This is a genomic window from Streptomyces sp. AC627_RSS907, assembly GCF_019049165.1.
Genome location: NZ_JAGMUE010000008.1, coordinates 119,760 through 135,399, shown reverse-complemented (window position 1 = coordinate 135,399; position 15,640 = coordinate 119,760). Strand labels below are relative to the sequence as shown.

Annotated in this window: 9 protein-coding genes and 3 pseudogenes; 3 read left to right on the top strand and 9 right to left on the bottom strand. The window is 69.6% G+C overall.

Translation table 11 applies throughout. The annotated features are described in order from the left end of the window. Positions 1 to 386: 386 nt before the first annotated feature. Positions 387 to 1,229, top strand: a complete 843-nt coding sequence (locus KUM32_RS02505; RefSeq protein WP_217140086.1) for a glycoside hydrolase family 75 protein — start codon at positions 387 to 389, stop codon at positions 1,227 to 1,229. A 332-nt stretch (positions 1,230 to 1,561) separates the two neighbouring features. Here KUM32_RS02505 and KUM32_RS02500 read toward each other — a convergent pair whose 3' ends face one another. From KUM32_RS02500 to KUM32_RS02470, 8 genes and pseudogenes are all read right to left on the bottom strand, one after another. Further along, complete coding sequence (locus KUM32_RS02500; RefSeq protein ID WP_217140085.1) at positions 1,562 to 1,972, bottom strand: PTS-dependent dihydroxyacetone kinase phosphotransferase subunit DhaM; 411 nt, start codon at positions 1,970 to 1,972, stop codon at positions 1,562 to 1,564. Then, on the bottom strand, positions 1,965 to 2,564 hold the full coding sequence (dhaL, locus tag KUM32_RS02495; RefSeq protein WP_217140084.1) for a dihydroxyacetone kinase subunit DhaL: 600 nt from the start codon (positions 2,562 to 2,564) through the stop codon (positions 1,965 to 1,967). The genes KUM32_RS02500 and dhaL overlap by 8 nt, the downstream gene beginning before the upstream one ends. A 49-nt stretch (positions 2,565 to 2,613) precedes the next feature. Further along, the gene (gene dhaK / locus KUM32_RS02490; protein WP_217140083.1) at positions 2,614 to 3,606 is read right to left on the bottom strand and encodes a dihydroxyacetone kinase subunit DhaK; all 993 of its coding nucleotides are present in this window, start codon (positions 3,604 to 3,606) and stop codon (positions 2,614 to 2,616) included. A 939-nt stretch (positions 3,607 to 4,545) separates the two neighbouring features. Next, positions 4,546 to 6,009 carry a hypothetical protein gene (locus tag KUM32_RS02485; protein WP_308408578.1) on the bottom strand — a complete coding sequence of 488 codons (1,464 nt, stop codon included), beginning with the start codon at positions 6,007 to 6,009 and terminating at the stop codon, positions 4,546 to 4,548. A gap of 55 nt (positions 6,010 to 6,064) precedes the next feature. Beyond that, positions 6,065 to 6,766, bottom strand: a pseudogene (locus tag KUM32_RS02480) (C-terminal helicase domain-containing protein); the annotation flags it as partial. A gap of 13 nt (positions 6,767 to 6,779) precedes the next feature. After that, a pseudogene (locus KUM32_RS45180) lies at positions 6,780 to 7,061 on the bottom strand (hypothetical protein); the annotation flags it as partial. Positions 7,062 to 7,987: 926 nt separating this feature from the next. Next, the gene (locus tag KUM32_RS02475) at positions 7,988 to 8,386 is read right to left on the bottom strand and encodes a hypothetical protein (RefSeq protein WP_217140082.1); all 399 of its coding nucleotides are present in this window, start codon (positions 8,384 to 8,386) and stop codon (positions 7,988 to 7,990) included. Beyond that, the gene (locus KUM32_RS02470) at positions 8,383 to 9,231 is read right to left on the bottom strand and encodes an IS5 family transposase (RefSeq protein ID WP_217140081.1); all 849 of its coding nucleotides are present in this window, start codon (positions 9,229 to 9,231) and stop codon (positions 8,383 to 8,385) included. Before KUM32_RS02470 ends, KUM32_RS02475 begins: the two co-directional genes overlap by 4 nt. Before the next feature lie 367 nt (positions 9,232 to 9,598). On the opposite strand from KUM32_RS02470, the pseudogene KUM32_RS02465 reads away from it, so the two are divergent. Then, a pseudogene (locus KUM32_RS02465) lies at positions 9,599 to 10,901 on the top strand (IS256 family transposase). 164 nt (positions 10,902 to 11,065) lie between these two features. On the opposite strand, the gene KUM32_RS02460 reads toward KUM32_RS02465, so the two are convergent. Beyond that, positions 11,066 to 12,127: a zinc-binding dehydrogenase gene (locus tag KUM32_RS02460; RefSeq protein WP_217140080.1), complete on the bottom strand. Its 1,062-nt coding sequence runs from the start codon at positions 12,125 to 12,127 to the stop codon at positions 11,066 to 11,068. A 250-nt stretch (positions 12,128 to 12,377) separates the two neighbouring features. Between KUM32_RS02460 and KUM32_RS02455 the strand changes: the two genes are divergently transcribed. Continuing rightward, positions 12,378 to 15,599 carry a bifunctional cytochrome P450/NADPH--P450 reductase gene (locus KUM32_RS02455; protein WP_217140079.1) on the top strand — a complete coding sequence of 1,074 codons (3,222 nt, stop codon included), beginning with the start codon at positions 12,378 to 12,380 and terminating at the stop codon, positions 15,597 to 15,599. Positions 15,600 to 15,640: the final 41 nt, after the last annotated feature.

Genomic DNA, 15,640 nt, shown 5'->3' with positions numbered 1-15,640 from the left:
CGGCGTCGACTCGACGGCAATGGTCCGGACCAATATGACGCCCGTGATGCGTTCACATCAAGATGGGTGTCGGTGACGATCACCCGGAAGGGTTACGTATGCTGAACCCCAGCACGGCCGAAGTCCCGCCGCCGGGCGAGGAGTTCGAGCCGATGGCGCGGACCGCTGTCGTCGCTGATGCCGCGCCGGCGCGGGAGGCCGGGCGGGTCGGAGCCGTACGGGCTCGGCCTGCCCGCCCCCAGTCGCATGCCGGAGCACAGCGCCCGCACCGCACCGCACCGGGCGCGCGGGCTTGCACCGTCTGGCCCAGTAGAGGTGGCTGCGCGAGCGATCCGGGGACACATGTGCCCGAGTGACCGCCCATGCCCCCCAGGAGAGGCCACATCGTGCGTGTCCAGTCGCTGTCACTGGTCGCGGCCAGCGCCGCCCTGCTCGCCCCCACGACGTTTCCCGGCGCTCCGGCCCCGCCCCTCCCCGGCCCCCAGGCCCACCTCCGGTACGGCCACCAGCCCCAGACCGGACCGGCTCGCGCCGACCGGTCCGGCCCCCGGACCGGTCCGCTGCCCCAGGCCGGGCCCGTGGCGCCGTACCGGGCCCGGACCCGGGCCGGGAACGGCGCCAAACCGAAGGAGGTCCGGCGCGAGCGTCCCGTCCGCGCCGCCGACCTGCTGGCCAGGACGCGGGACTGCCACCCCGTCTCGCGCGGGCGCTACCGCAGCGACGCCGGAACACCGGCGGACATCCCGGTCTGCGGAACGCGGGACGCCGTGTACTGGAAGGCCGACCTGGACGTCGACTGCGACGGCCGGCCCGGCGACCGGTGCAACAGCCGCACCGACCCGTACTACAACCCCGCCACCGCCTACACCCAGTCGGACGGCCGCCCCCTGGACGCCGAGAGCCTGCCCTACGTCGTCGTGCCCCAACCGAGCGGCATCTGGGACCACCGCGAGCACGGCGTCCACGGAGGATCGGTGGCGGCAGTCGTCCACGGGGACCGGGTGCGGTACGCGGTCGTCGGCGACATCGGACCCCGCACCATCATCGGCGAGGCCTCCTACGCCGCCGCGCGGTCGCTCGGTATCCCGGCCGACCCGCACGGGGGCGGAGCCGCCTCCGGCGTGACGTACATCGTCTTCAAGGACAGCGAGGTGGAGCCCATCGAGGACAGGGCCGCCGCCGAGAAGGCGGGGGAGCGGCTGGCGCGTGAGTTCGCCGGCGACGACTGAACGGTCGACGCGCCGGCCCTCGCCGGAACGGCGGACCAACCGTCCCCGACGACCACCCCGTCTGCGACGGCGGGCGGCGTACGAGGACCGGCCCGCGCCAAGCGGGCCGGACCGCCCACGGACGGCCCGCGCCCCGGCGACGGGCGGCCGTGTCCCGCGCCCGGGGAACGCGCGACGGGCCCCACCGTGCCCGGCCCGCACGGACGCCCGCGCCGGCGCCGCGACGGCACGGGCCGGCCGGCCGTGCCGTGCCCCGCACGTGGGCGGGGCACGGCGGGGCAGGGGCGCCGGGGGGCGGAGCGTGGCCCCGCCACCCGCACAGGCCCTTGCATTTAGACCTTCCGGTACGCGTACGCCTCCGCGGCCGCCGCCTCCACCGCCGCGAGGTCGGCACCCGTCGTGGCCGTGACGACCGCGGCCACCGCGCCCTCGACGAAGGGGGCGTCCACCAGACGGGTGTTCTCCGGAAGCTCGTCACCCTCGGCGAGCAGCGCCTTGACGGTGAGCACGGCGCTGCCGAGGTCGGTGAGCACGGCGACCCCCGCCCCCCGGTCCACGGACGCGGCGGCGGCCGAGACCAGCTCGGCGCTCGTACCGAACCCACCGGACGCGGTCCCGCCCGCCGGTGCGACGGGCACCGCCACGTCACCGCCCGCCAGGGCCTTCGCCAGCTCGGCCACGGACGCGGCCACCTCGGCGCTGTGCGACACCAGCACGATCCCGACCAGGTTCGCGTCACTCACCGGCCGCCTCCTCCAGTGCCGCCACGAGCAGCGCCGCCGAGGTGGCTCCGGGGTCCTGGTGCCCGATGCTGCGCTCGCCGAGATAGCTCGCCCTGCCCTTGCGCGCCTGCAACGGCGTGGTCGCCTCGGCCCCCTCCTCGGCCGCGGCGCGGGCCGCGGCGAACGAGACGCCGAGGGCGTCCACGGCCGGCACGAGGGCGTCGATCATGGTGGCGTCGCCCGGCGCGGCACCCCCCAGCGTGCGGACGGCGTCCACCCCCGTCCGCAGCGCCTCGGTCAGCTGCTCCGCGCTCACCTCGGTGGCGTCCCCGAGCGCCTTTCCGGTACGGCGCAGCAGTGTCCCGTACAGCGGGCCCGAGGCGCCGCCGACCGACGAGATGAGCTGCCGCCCGGAGAGGACGAGAACCGCCCCGGGCGTGTCGGGCGCTTCTTTCTCCAGCGTGGCCGTCACGGCCTTGAAACCGCGCTGGAGATTGCTGCCGTGGTCGGCGTCGCCGATGGGCGAGTCGAGGGCGGTGAGCCGTTCCGCCTCACGGTCGACCAACGCGGCGGTCGCCGTCATCCAACGGCGGAAGAAGTCGGCGTCGAGCACTGGATCTCCTTGCCTGGTAGGTACGTTGCGATCCCTTCCCCGTCCACCGTCACATGCCCCACCTCAGGCCCGGTGTCTTCACCGGCGCGTCCCACAGTCCGAGCAGTTCCTCGTCGATCTCGCACAGGGTGACCGAGGCCCCCGCCATGTCCAGCGAGGTGACGTAGTTGCCGACGAGGGTGCGGGCGACGGCGACACCGCGCTCACCGAGTACGCGCTGCACCTCGGCGTTGAAGCCGTACAGCTCCAGCAGCGGAGTCGCGCCCATGCCGTTGACCAGGACCAGGACCGGATTGCGCGGGTCGAGGTCCGTCAGCACCGCGTCGAGGGCGGCCTCGGCGATCTCGCCCGAGGTCATCATCGGGCGCCGCTCCCGGCCCGGCTCCCCGTGGATGCCGATGCCGAGCTCCAGTTCACCGGCCGGGAGGTCGAAGGTGGGGCTGCCCTTGGCGGGCGTCGTGCAGGCGCTGAGCGCCACACCGAAACTGCGGGAGCTGTCGTTCACCCGGCGGGCGATCGCCTCCACCCGCTCCAGCGGCCGGCCCTCGTCCGCCGCGGCCCCCGCGATCTTCTCCACGAACAGCGTGGCCCCGGTGCCGCGCCGTCCGGCCGTGTAGAGACTGTCCGTCACCGCCACGTCGTCGTCGACCAGCACCTTCGCGACCCGGATGCCCTCGTCCTCGGCCAGTTCGGCGGCCATGTCGAAGTTGAGCACGTCACCGGTGTAGTTCTTGACGACGAACAGCACCCCCGCCCCGCTGTCCACGGCGGCCGCCGCCCGCACCATCTGGTCGGGCACCGGCGAGGTGAACACCTCACCCGGACAGGCCGCCGACAGCATCCCGGGACCCACGAACCCGCCGTGCAACGGCTCGTGCCCGGAACCGCCCCCCGACACCAGGGCGACCTTCCCGGCCACGGGAGCGTCCCGCCGCACGATCACCCGGTTCTCGACATCCACGGTCAACTCGGGATGGGCGGCCGCCATACCGCGCAGGGCGTCTGAGACCACGGTCTCCGGGACGTTGATCAACATCCTCAAGGGTATCTCCTAGGCAGGTTAGCAGATGGGCCTATGGCCTGTGTTTTTGCTGGTCAGAGTAGGGCCGGGCAGTTTGTGATCTTGGCGGTCCGTGGCGGCTATGAGCGGGTTCTGGCGGTACTGATGCTGACTCAATGCTGACTTTGGTGACGAGTCGTCAAGTTGGTCGGACGGTCGGGTGCGCTTGGTCAGGATCCCTGCTGTCGGCAGTATCAGCCTTGCGGCAGCGAAGGTCACGCGCGCGAACGACTTGGGCGCGCCCAAGTCCCGAAACGGGCTATGCCGAATGTCGGCGTCTTGCGGGCTTTGACTGCAGGCAGCCGGTTGAGCAGGTCACCTTGTCGACTGTCCGGGCATGCTCGAAATGAGTGTGCGTCGTGGTCGGGAAACCGTCCAGGCAGTACTTCAACTGGAAGACCGCACCCGGGTCGCATGCGTGACATTGATGCCGATGCCCTGGTCCCTGCCGCGCCCGTCCTCCACCTTCGCGCGCGGACGACACCACACCGGCTCTGCACCGCGCCCGCTCACCTGCCGGTGTCTTGGCGGCGCTGCCCTCTGCCGGGCCAGGGCCAGAACTCCCGGCCCCCCGCGGCGCACGAGCTTGTAGCCCTTCGCCCACGAGAACCCCAGCGCCCTGGAGGCGTCCGCCACGCTCCCAGTTCCCGTTCCGTCCCAGGTGGCGCGGATGCACGCAGGGCTGCACTCGGCGCATTTGCAGCTCGTTGCTCTGGCTCTGCATCGCGGGTTCTTCAGTTCCTTTCAAGGTGGTCGAGCGTCATCGCGCCGAGGTCAATGCCGAGGTGCAGGCCGCTCAGCACGAAATCGCTCCCCGTGATGGACCAACGATGATGCTCGGGATCGCCGGTTTGGCTAACCGGCGATCCCGCGCCATGTTCCTTCGCTTCGAATCCGTCTCTGCGTTCCGGGCCGTTCGGATCACTCGTCGTCGAACGGTGGGATCTGCCGCATCCCCAGTACCGTGCCGTCTCGGCTGATCGAGACCACGCCGCCCCACTTGTGGTCCCAGAACGTACCGTGGCGCTTGGCCTTCCACTCGTGTACTCGTTGTCGGTAGGCGGCGACGTCGGCGTGTCGCTCGGGCTGTCCGGGCCGCTCCTTCCTGGTTACGAGGGCAGTGAGTATGTCCTCCGCTGCGCCGGAGAACGCCTGGACCCTTTCGCCGTTGAGTCGGAAGACATGGTCTGTGCCCTCGTATTTTTCGCCCAGTAGGGTGTAGTGCGCGTCTTGGACACTGCCGGCCGAAGCGTGGGCGAAGCCTTGGAAGAAGTCGCTGCCCTGACGGGTGTTGAGCAGTGCGGCGGTGGATTCGCCATCGCCGGCGAAGGCTGTGAGCCCGGCCGCCCCGACCCGAGAAAGGGCACGCTGGAACCACTCGTAGTACTCGAGATCGGGACCGACTTGGCATCCGGGCTCGGAGGTGTCAGGGTCCTTGCCCTTGCCTGGTTTCACGATGCCGATGTTCGGGTTCTTGTCCTCCAACGGAAGGCCGATGTTTGCGGCGGGCGTACCTTCCGGGATGTGCAGCCAGCCGCCGGGGCCGTCGGCGTGCAGGGCGTGGACGGTGAGCGGGTCGGTCGTGGAGATTTCCGTGCTGAACATCAGGGCTGGAGTTTCGTTCCAGGCTCCGATGTGCACACCGTCGGCGTGGACCGCTGCGGAGGCGAGTTGCTCGTATGCCTTCTGTCGGTCGCTGTGGTTGCCCTTGCAGGCGATCGGGAAGACGCGTGAGGATTCGCCTGGTTTCCAGACTTCGGCGAGGAACTGCGGGCGGTAGTGGTAGCCGACGGTTTTGGCTTTTGCTTTGTCCCGGCTGGTGAGTGTCCAGCCGGCGCGCAGCGCGGTGTCGGCGCGGACGATGGAGATGCTGTGGTCGGGATAGCGGCGGGCGAGGATCTGCTCGCTGACGGCCAGGGCAAAGGCTTGTCCCAGTTCCTCGGATTGCAGCGCCTTGTAGTACATGGCGATTCGTTCGCCCTCTTCGGACAGCCTGAGGTAGGTTTCGGCGTCTCCCACGAGCGCTTGGCAATACTTGAGGCTGCCCCAGTGTTCGGCCAGCCCGCGCGATGCGCCGCGCTGGGACAGGGCGAGGCCGCGGCCGAGGTGGTGGAGTACGTCCCAGAACGTCAGCCGTACCGTCAGGCCGAGTTCCTGGCTGGGGAGTGGGCGCAGTCCCGGCTTGCGGCGCAGCGGCTCGAATGTGTCGCCGGGCTTGGTCTTGCCCTCCTCTTGCCGCTTTTGGAACGTCTCATGGCGCTCACGCTCCTTGTCGGCGGCGGCTTCCTCGACCTTGCCCACCAGTTCTCGCGTGGAGTGGACCGGTATGGTCACCTGCCGCTGGAGGCTGTGCAGGACCTCTTCGGTCTTCATGGTGCTCGTCACGACTGTCCCTCCCCAGGTCGGATGTCCGGCCAGCCGTGCACGGCCGACCGGTCACTCAGTCGAACAGCGGCGCCAGTACGGTCGGGCCCGCGAGAATGCGCCACGCGGGGATGCGGAGAACTCGTTCGACGCTGCCGGCTTTTGCACCTCTGCCGCCGGACGGCAGCCCGATGAGCAGGCCCGCTCGCTGATGCAACAAGCGCAGGTGCCGTGCCGGGTCACGGCCGGGCAGTGGTCCGGTGTCCACCAGTACCGCGGTGTTGCCTTCGGGCGCGGTGAACAGCAGGTCGATCCGCTGTCCGCCGACGTTGGCGTCGCGTTCCAGCTCTACGACGCCTCGTGAGGCGAGGAACTGCTGCACGGTATCGGCAAGGTCCCTGCGGCCCGGGTCCTGCTGAGGGCTGGGCTTGTGTACTGGAGCTTGGTGTGCGTCGACAGCCCGTGCTCGGCTCCACAGGACTGAGCGGGACGACAGCAGGTGCGGGAGACCGGTCTGCCGCTGCCAGTAGCCGTGGTTGCCCACGGTGATCAACTGGGATTTCGCGCGAGTGATCGCGACGTTCCAGAGGTTGACCTGGCTCGCCACCCAGTGGGCCGTCCTCGGAGGTGTGTTGGCGGTCGCCACAGGGCTGAGGACCATGACGTCGCGCTGGCCGCCCTGGAAGGCATGAACCGTGCCCACCCGCACCCGGTCGCTGCCGACCATGCGCTCCAGCGCGTCCTTCTGCGCGCGGAAGGGGGTCACCACTCCCACGGTCCTCACGAGCTTCGCGACCTGTGATGCGCAGGGTGGCTCCGTCCGGGCGGGTCACGACGATGGTGCGCTGAGGGACCTTGGCCAGCCAGACCTGAATGCAAGCTGCCGCCAAGGAACCAGCACTCAGGACCAACCCGATGACGCCGACAACGTCACCCCCCTTGTCGGAGCCTCTGGGCGGGCCGCTCGCCGGCGTGACCAGAGAGGCCGTCGGATCGGCCTCGGACACTTGGGTCAGGAGTCCGCGGGCCTCGCTGCGAGCCCTCAAAGGATCACCGTCGATGACCGAGATCACCTGACGCGCCTGGCCCTGATGCTTGTTGTGGTTCTCCACGCGTCTCCCTGATCCGCCAGCCGTCGACGTAGGTGCCCAGGGAAACTAGCTGATCAACTCCGGTCTGGGGGTCGCGCTTTCTGAAATCCGCTGGTGGTTGACGCGAAACACACTCCGAAGCCGAAACTTTGTTCAGTTGTAGAGGTCGGTGCGCCTGGCCGCTTGCAACGGATACTGCCGATGGCAGCAGCTTGGTGCAGAGGAAGAAGTCGTACCACTCGATGGTGGTGCCGATGAGGCTGGCGGTAACGATGCGCTTGAGGCTGTTCGGCGCCGGCAGAGCGGCTGCGGGTGACGACATTGGCACCACTTCCTGAGGTGTGACGGGGACGTTTGCGTGTCGCCACACCGTAGGAACCCGCAGGTCAAGCGCACATGTGGTGGGGCAATATAGTTCGGGTGCCGGCTATGCGTGCGGCCACCATGCCGGCTTGTGGAGAGGCAGTTCAGGGGTTCGGTGGTGGCCGAAACGAGAGCCGTCCGGGACGCGTATTTCAGGGTGATTCGACGGTGCGGTGCTGACTCCCGTGCTGGTTCGGTGCTGACTAAAAGCCCACGTCATCACCCGTCCTCACCTGTCCCGTGCTGACTTGGTGCTGACTGCGCTCCGTTGAAATCGGGCATCTGGGATTGATCGACTCAGAGTTGTTGCGTGGCAGGTGACCAGACTGAGAGACCGAGTCCGGCTTTGCCTCTCAGCCGCCGTCGGCGTGGGCAAGGCGCTGTGTCTGGGCGCGGTACATCCTGGTCCCAGGAGGGTTCTTCGTCTGCTGGTGGTGCAGCGCTTGCGAGCCCTTGAGCTGCGGTGATGACGTAAGTGGGCGGTTCGTGAGGTGATGTCTGTTTCTGGGTGAGGGTTGTGTCAGGGGCGCTGGTCGTGGCGGTGACTATTCCTTCCTGGCGAAGTTGCCGGTGTCGGCCTCGGTGAGGATCCTGAGTTTGACCAGGCGTTTCAGCTTGGCGCGGGTGCCTTCGACGTTCTTCGGCAGCAGTTCGTGGCCGAGGGCTTCGCAGACGTCCTTGGCCCGTAGCGGCCCGGTCGCGTGGTTGAAGGCGGCGAGGATGCGGGGGTAGTCCGGATGCTCGGGCAGGTCCGGTGCGACGGCCGGGAGCCGGTCGGCGAGGCCGGTGACGGTCTTGCGGGTGATCGCGAGGTGCTCCAGGTGCGTCTCGGCCTCCCGCAGCCGGGTCTGCAGGTCGTCGATCTGTGCGCGGAGGTCGTCGGCCAGGGCCCGGGCTGCGTCTTCCTGGAGGTCCAGGGCGTCGAGCAGGGGCTGGATGCTCACGCTGCCACCACCTGCGTGTCGCGCCAGGTGGGGGTGTTCGCGCCGGTGAGGCGTCGGGTCATGACGTGGGTCATTGCCCAGTAGACGCGGGAGGCGGAGGAGGAGGGGCGGTGCTCGTAGTCGCGGACCAGGCGCCGGTGCAGTATCAGGATCCCGTAGGTCTGCTCGACCCTCCACCGCTTCGGCTGCGGCACGAACCCCTTGACCTGCGGGTTGCGTTCGACGATCTCGACATCGATCCCCAGGCCGGCGCCGTGCGCGACGACCTGGTTCTTGAAGCCCTGGTCGGCCAGGGCTTTGCGGACGCTTCCGCCGGCGTGCTCGGCAACCTGGTCCAGCAGGACGATGCCCGCGGCGTTGTCGTGGGTGTTCGCGGCGAGGACGACGACCGCGATGACCAGGCCGAGCACGTCCACGGCCAGTCCCCGCTTGCGGCCGGGCACCCGCTTGGCCGGATCGTGGCCGCTCGTGGCGGCGGGGACCCCGGCGGCCACATGGACACTCTGGGTGTCCAGCACCACCAGGGTCGGGTCCTCTAATCGGCGGGCGCGTTCGCGGACCTGGCAGCGCAGGAGTTCATGGATGACCTGGTCGGTCCCGTCGTCCCGCCAGGCGGCGAAGTAGTAGTACGTCGCGCTCTTGGGCGGCAGGTCGTGCGGGAGATAGGCCCACTGGCAGCCGGTCCGCCCCTGGTAGAGGATCGCGTTCACGATCTCCCGCATGTCGTAGGCGCCCTGATGGCCGCTGACCGAGCGGTGCCGGTCCTTCCATGCGGTGATCACCGGCTCGATCAACGACCACTGCTCGTCCGATAAGTCACTCGGGTACGGCTTGCGTTCACTCACCCGGTCACATCACCAGACCACCAACCGCGGACCGGCAGATTCCGCCCCGCCGCCACACCATCAGGCGACAGCAGATCCACTCAAAGACTCACGAACCGCCCACTAAGAGGTGGCCTTTTGGCTCGGTTGGTCCGCGTATGGTCCGGATCTTGCTGGAAGGGCGGCGCCTGATAGGAGTCGCCGCATGTGCGGTACCACATGACGCAGGTTGCAGAGACCGTCCAGAGACGTCGGTTGCGTCCTTGGAAGTGGTGTACGGGTTCCCACCTGATCCGGGCGTTTGGCCTGGCGTCGGAGTGAGGGCTCGGATATGAGAACGGCCACCGGCTGATCTTCGAGGTGTCGACGCTCGAAGGAGATCAGCACGATGACCGCACCCGACAGTTTGCCCCTGCACGCCCTCGCCGAGGAGAATCTCGCCGCGGCGAGTCCCGATCTGCTGCGCGCGATGATCAAAACGTTCGCTGACGCCCTCATGTCCGCCGAGGCCGACGCCCTCTGCAACGCCGAATACGGGCAGGTCAGCGACGAGAGGGGCAACCACCGCAACGGCTATCGCCCGCGCGAGTGGGACACGAGGGCCGGGACCGTCGAGCTCGCCGTTCCCAAGCTGAGGCAGGGCAGCTACTTCCCGCACTGGCTCCTCGAGCAACGCCGCCGGGCCGAACAGGCATTGATCTCGGTGGTCGCCACCGCCTGCCTCCTCGGCGTCTCCACCCGCAGAGTGGAGAAGCTCGCCGAGTCCCTCGGGGTGACACAGCTGTCGAAGACCCAGGTCAGTGCGATGGCCAAGCACCTGGACGAGCAGGTCACCGCCTTCCGCAACCGGCCCCTGGACGCCGGACCGTACTCGTTTGTCTGGATCGACGCACTGACGCAGAAAGTCCGCGAGGGTGGTCGCATCGTCAACGTGCATGCGCTGATCGCGGTCGGCGTCAACACCGCCGGACACCGCGAGATCCTCGGCCTGGACGTGGCCACCGCCGAGGACGGCGCCGGCTGGCTGGCCTTCCTGCGTTCCCCGATCGCCCGCGGTCTGTCAGGCGTCCGGCTGGTCGTCTCCGACGCCCGTGCCGGCCTGGTGGACGCGATCGGCGCGGTGCTGCCCGGCGCCTCCTGGCAGCGCTGTCGCACCCTCCCCCACGCCCTGAACGGGCGCGGGCGGTGCCCCCATCGCGAGGAACTTGCTGAGCCAGGTGCCGAAGTCGGCCCAGCCCTGGGTGGCAACGCTTCTACGGACCGTCTTCGAACAGCCCGACACCGACGCCGTGAAGGCCCAGATGCGGCACGTCCTGGACGCCCTGGAGGCCAAGTTCCCCAAGGCAGCAGCCCACCTGGACGCCGCCCAGCACGACCTGCTGGCCTTCACCGCCTTCCCGCGGGAGATCTGGCGGCAGATCTGGTCGAACAACCCACAGGAACGGTTGAACAAGGAGATCCTCCCCCACGGCTGCGCCGCGGGAGGTGCCCCCAGCCGCACCGACGTGGTCGGCGTCTTCCCCGACCGCACCGCCGTCATCCGGCTCGTCGGCGCGGTCCTGGCCGAGCAGAACGACGAGTGGACCGAGGCCCGCCGCTACATGGGCCGCGAACTCCTCGCCAAGGCCCGCCTCCACCCGATCGAGTCAGAACCCGACGACACCACCCTGCCCACCGAACTCACCGCATAGCCTCAACACGAGATCACCGAGTGACCGTCGATACACCACTCCAGCGGACGTGACCTCGACCGGCGGGCAGGGCGCCTGACGAGGTGCTCTTGATCCTCGGACGGTGGGGGCGGGGGCCGGATCGTCCGCGCCGTGCGGGGTGAGCCGGCCACCACCCTCACCGCTCAGGGGGTGAGCACGAGGCGGATCGGGTCTCCGATCTTCTTCTCCAGCCGGGCGACGGCGTCCGCGGCTTCGGCCAGGGGAACGTGGGCGCTGACGGAGGGGCCGAGGTCGATCCGTCCGGCGGCGGCCAGTCCGACGAGCTGTTCCACGTGCTCCGGCTCGGAGCCGTAGTGTCCGCGGATCTGCCGGGCGTTGAAGCAGAAGTCGATGCTGTCGGCGACGGTGACCGGCTCCGGGGTGAGGCCGGCGAGTACCAGGACGCCGTTCGGGCCGAGCACTGTGGTGGCCTGGGCGCGGGCCGCTCCGACGCCGGCGAAGTCGAAGGCGACGTCGATGCCGCGACCTGCCGTGGCCTCGCGCACCGCCTCGGCGAAGTCTCCGGCCATGGGATCGAGCGCGTGATCGGCTCCGAAGAGGAGGGCGCGCTCACGGGCGGAGGGCAGCGGGTCGACGGCGATGACGGGGGCGGCGCCGACCAGGCGGGCGAGCCGGATGCCGTGGGCGCCGAGGCCCCCGGCTCCCCAGATACCGACGGCCTGCGCGGGGCGGACCGCGCCGGTGTCCACGATCGCGGCGTACGGGGTGGAGACGGCGTCTGGGATGATCGCGGCCTGGTCGAACGGCAGGTGGTCCGGGATGGGGAGCAGGGTGTCCTCTCGGGCGAGGGCGTACTGCGCCCAACCCCCGTCGTAGTCCACTCCTCGGGTCAGGGGCCGGCGGCAGAGCATGTGGCGCAGGCAGTCGGCGCAGTCGCCGCACGCCTGTCCGGCCTGGAGCACGACCCGCCGGCCGGGGGTCCAGTCGCCCTTCACGTCGGGGCCGACGGTGTGGACGACGCCGGCCACCTCGTGGCCGGGGGTGATGGCGCCGGAGTCCTTGACGGCGTCGACGGGGTAGAAGGGGCTCAGGCTGCCGTCGATCAGATGGATGTCGGACAGGCAGACGCCGGCCGCCCGCACCTCGACGAGGACCTCGCCCGGGCCGGGAACCGGGATCGGAACCTCTTCGACGGCGAAGGTGAGGGTGTCCAGGCGCAGCCGTCCGGCCAGCATGGTGTTCATGCGGAAACCTCGATGTGCTCGGTGAGAAGCGCGCACGCAGCTCATGCGCTCGACATGGTCGAGTGACCATATCGCTCAACCGTGTCTAGTGACGAGGTCGCCTGTCAAGCCGCTTCCGCTGGACGTTCGGGGAAGGTGTCGAGTTCCTCCGCATGACTGTGTCGATCAATACAGTCGCTCGACATGTTCACCCGACAAAGTCGCATGTAAGTTGGTGGGTGACTGCTGGAATGCAACGAAAGGCACGCTCATGACTCAGGTGTCCGTAGGTGCGGCGCGGGCGATCCCCGAGCGCCCCCCGCTGCCCCTCGTAGGCCACGCGTTCAACGTTCCGGCGGGCGCGGACTTCCTGGCCTACCTGCTGAAGGAGTTCAGGGAATTCGGGCCCGTGTACCGGCTGCGGCTCTTCGGGAGGGAGACCGTCATGGTCGGCGGTCTGGACCTCGTGACCGAACTGTCGGACGAGACCCGCTTCCGCAAGCACGTCCATGCCGACCTGGTCGAGGTCCGGGCACTGGCCGGGGACGGTCTGTTCACCGCCTACAACCACGAACCGAACTGGCGCAAGGCCCACGACATCCTGATGCCCGCGTTCTCCCTCGGCGCGATGCGCAGCTACCACGACCCCATGCTCAAGGTCGCCCGCTCGCTGATCGACAAGTGGGACCGGCTGGCCGACGTGCAGTCGGTGGACGTGCCCGACGAGATGACCCGGCTGACCTTCGACACGATCGGCCTGTGCGGCTTCGGCTACGACTTCCAGTCCTTCCGCCGCGACGACCTGCACCCCTTCGTCGAGGCGATGGCCCGGGCCCTCGTCTTCGCCCAGGAGAAGGGCGAGTCGATCCCGGGCTCCGAGCTGTTCAAGAGGAAGAAGGTCGAGCAGTTCCGCGCGGACATCGACCTGATGACGGACCTCGTCGACGACGTGATCAGGGAGCGCCGCGCCTCCGGCGACACCAGCACGGACGACCTGATGGGGCTGATGCTGAACACGAAGGACCCCGTCACGGGCGAGCCCCTGGACGACGTCAACATACGGCACCAGGTGATCACGTTTCTGATCGCCGGCCACGAGACCACCAGCGGCGCGCTCTCCTTCGCCCTGTACTACCTGACCAAGCATCCGGAGGTGCTCGCACGGGCCCAGGCCGAGGCGGACTCTCTGTGGGGTGACACCGAATCCCCGGACCCCCAGTACGGTGACATCGGCAAGCTCACCTACATCCGCCAGGTGCTCAACGAGAGCCTGCGGCTGTGGCCGACGGCGCCCGCGTACGCCGTCGAGCCGATCGAGGACACTGTCATCGGCGGCAAGTACCCCGTACGCAAGGGGGAGTCGCTGATGGTGATCACTTCGGCTCTTCACCGCGACGCCGCCTGGGGGGAGAACGTCGAGCTGTTCGATCCCGAGCGCTTCACTCCCGAGCGGGAGGCGGCCCGCTCGGTCCATGCCTTCAAGCCGTTCGGCAACGGCGAACGGGCCTGCATCGGCCGCCAGTTCGCGCTGCACGAGGCCACCCTGCTGCTCGGCCTGCTGGTGCACCGCTACCGCCTGATCGACCACACCGACTACCAGCTGAAGATCAAGTCGACGCTGACCATCAAGCCCGACGGGTTCAGCCTGCGGCTCGCCCGCCGCACCAGCGACGAACGGCGCCTGCCCGCCGCGACGGCGGCGGGCCCGGCCGCGGGCCGGACCGCGGCCGTGACGCGCCGGGCGAGCGGCACCGCGCTGACCCTGCTGCACGGCTCCAACCTCGGCACCTGCGCCGGCATCGCCCGCGACCTCGGCGCGGACGGCGAGGAGCACGGCTTCACCCCGTCCGTCGCCTCCCTCGACGCGTACACGGAGAGGCTGGCCGGGAACGAGGGCCCCGTCGTCATCGTCGCCGCTTCCTACAACGGCCGCCCCACCGACGACGCCGCCGAGTTCGTCGCCTCGCTGGAGAACCTCGCCCCCGGCTCGCTCACCGGGCTGAGGTACGCCGTCCTCGGTGTCGGCGACCGCAACTGGGCGGCCACCTACCAGCGGATCCCCACCCTGATCGACGAGCGCCTGGCCGCCGCCGGTGCCGTCCCCCTGCTGGAGCGCGGCAGCGCCGACGCCTCCGGTGACTTCGGCGGAGCGGTCGACCAGTGGACGGAGGACCTGTGGAAGGCACTCCTGGAGGAGTACGGCGAGGCGGTCGCCGGTGAAGCGGCCGGCCCCGCACCCGAGGGGGAAGCGGAAGGGGAAGGGCTGTACGAGCTGGAGGACACCTCGGAGTCGGTCCTCGGCGGTCTCGCCGAGCGCCACGGTGTCCAGCCGATGGAGGTCCTCGAAGCGTACGAACTCGTCGACACCGACCACGAACTGGGCCGCTCCAAGCGGTTCCTGCGGCTCCGGCTGCCCGAAGGCGTCACCTACCGCACCGCCGACCACCTGGCCGTCCTGCCCAGCAATCCCGAGGCTCTCGTCCAGCGCGTCGCCGACCGCTTCGGCCTCGACCTGGACCGCACCGTCCGGCTGCGCGCCCGCCGCCGGAGCCGGGGCGCCCTGCCCGTCGACCGGCCGCTGACCCTGCGCCGCCTGCTCACCGACTTCGTCGAGCTCCAGGACGCGGCCACCCAGGAGCAGGTCGCCGTGCTCGCCGAGCACACCTCCTGCCCGCCCGAGAAGCAGCCGCTCACCGCCTTCGCCACCGCCGATCCCGAGACCTTCAGGGAGCAGGTGACCGTCGTTGGGCTCAGCGTCCTGGACCTCCTGGAGCGCTACCGCGCGTGCGAGCTGCCCTTCGAGCGCTTCCTGGAGCTGCTGCCGGTCCTGCGTCCCCGGCACTACTCCATCTCGTCGTCCGCTGCGGCCCAGCCCGGCGAGGTCGACCTGATGGTGTCGCTGCTCGCCGCGCCCCACAGGTCGGGGGAGGGCACTTTCCGGGGCATCGCCTCGCACTTCCTGCAGACCGTGAACGCGGGTGACGTGATCCAGGCCCGGGTCCTGCCGTGCAGCGAGTCCTTCCGCCTCCCCGAGGACACCTCCGTGCCGGTGATCCTGGTCAGCGCGGGCACCGGCCTCGCGCCCTTCCGTGGCGCGGTCCTCGATCGCCACCACACCGGTTCGACCGGCACCCTGCTCTGCTACTTCGGCTGCGACCACCCCGACGTGGACTTCCTGCACCGGGAGGAGTTCGCGGCGGCGGAGGCGGCCGGCGCCGTCAGCATGCGCCCCACGTTCATGCATGCGCCCGAGAACGGCGCCCGCTTCGTCCAGGAGCGCATCGCCCGCGAGAGCGAGGAGGTGTGGGCGGTCCTGGAGGCCGGTGGGCGCGTCTACATCTGTGGCGACGGCCGTCGCATGGCGCCCGCCGTACGGGAAGCGTTCATGGCGATCTACCGCGAGCGGACCGGTGCGAGTGATGAGCGGGCCGTGGCATGGCTCGCCGCGCTCGTCGGGACCGGACGCTACGTCGAGGATGTCTGGGCCGGCTGATTCTCGCGAGCAGGCGACATGCTCGTGGGCGCACCCGGAAA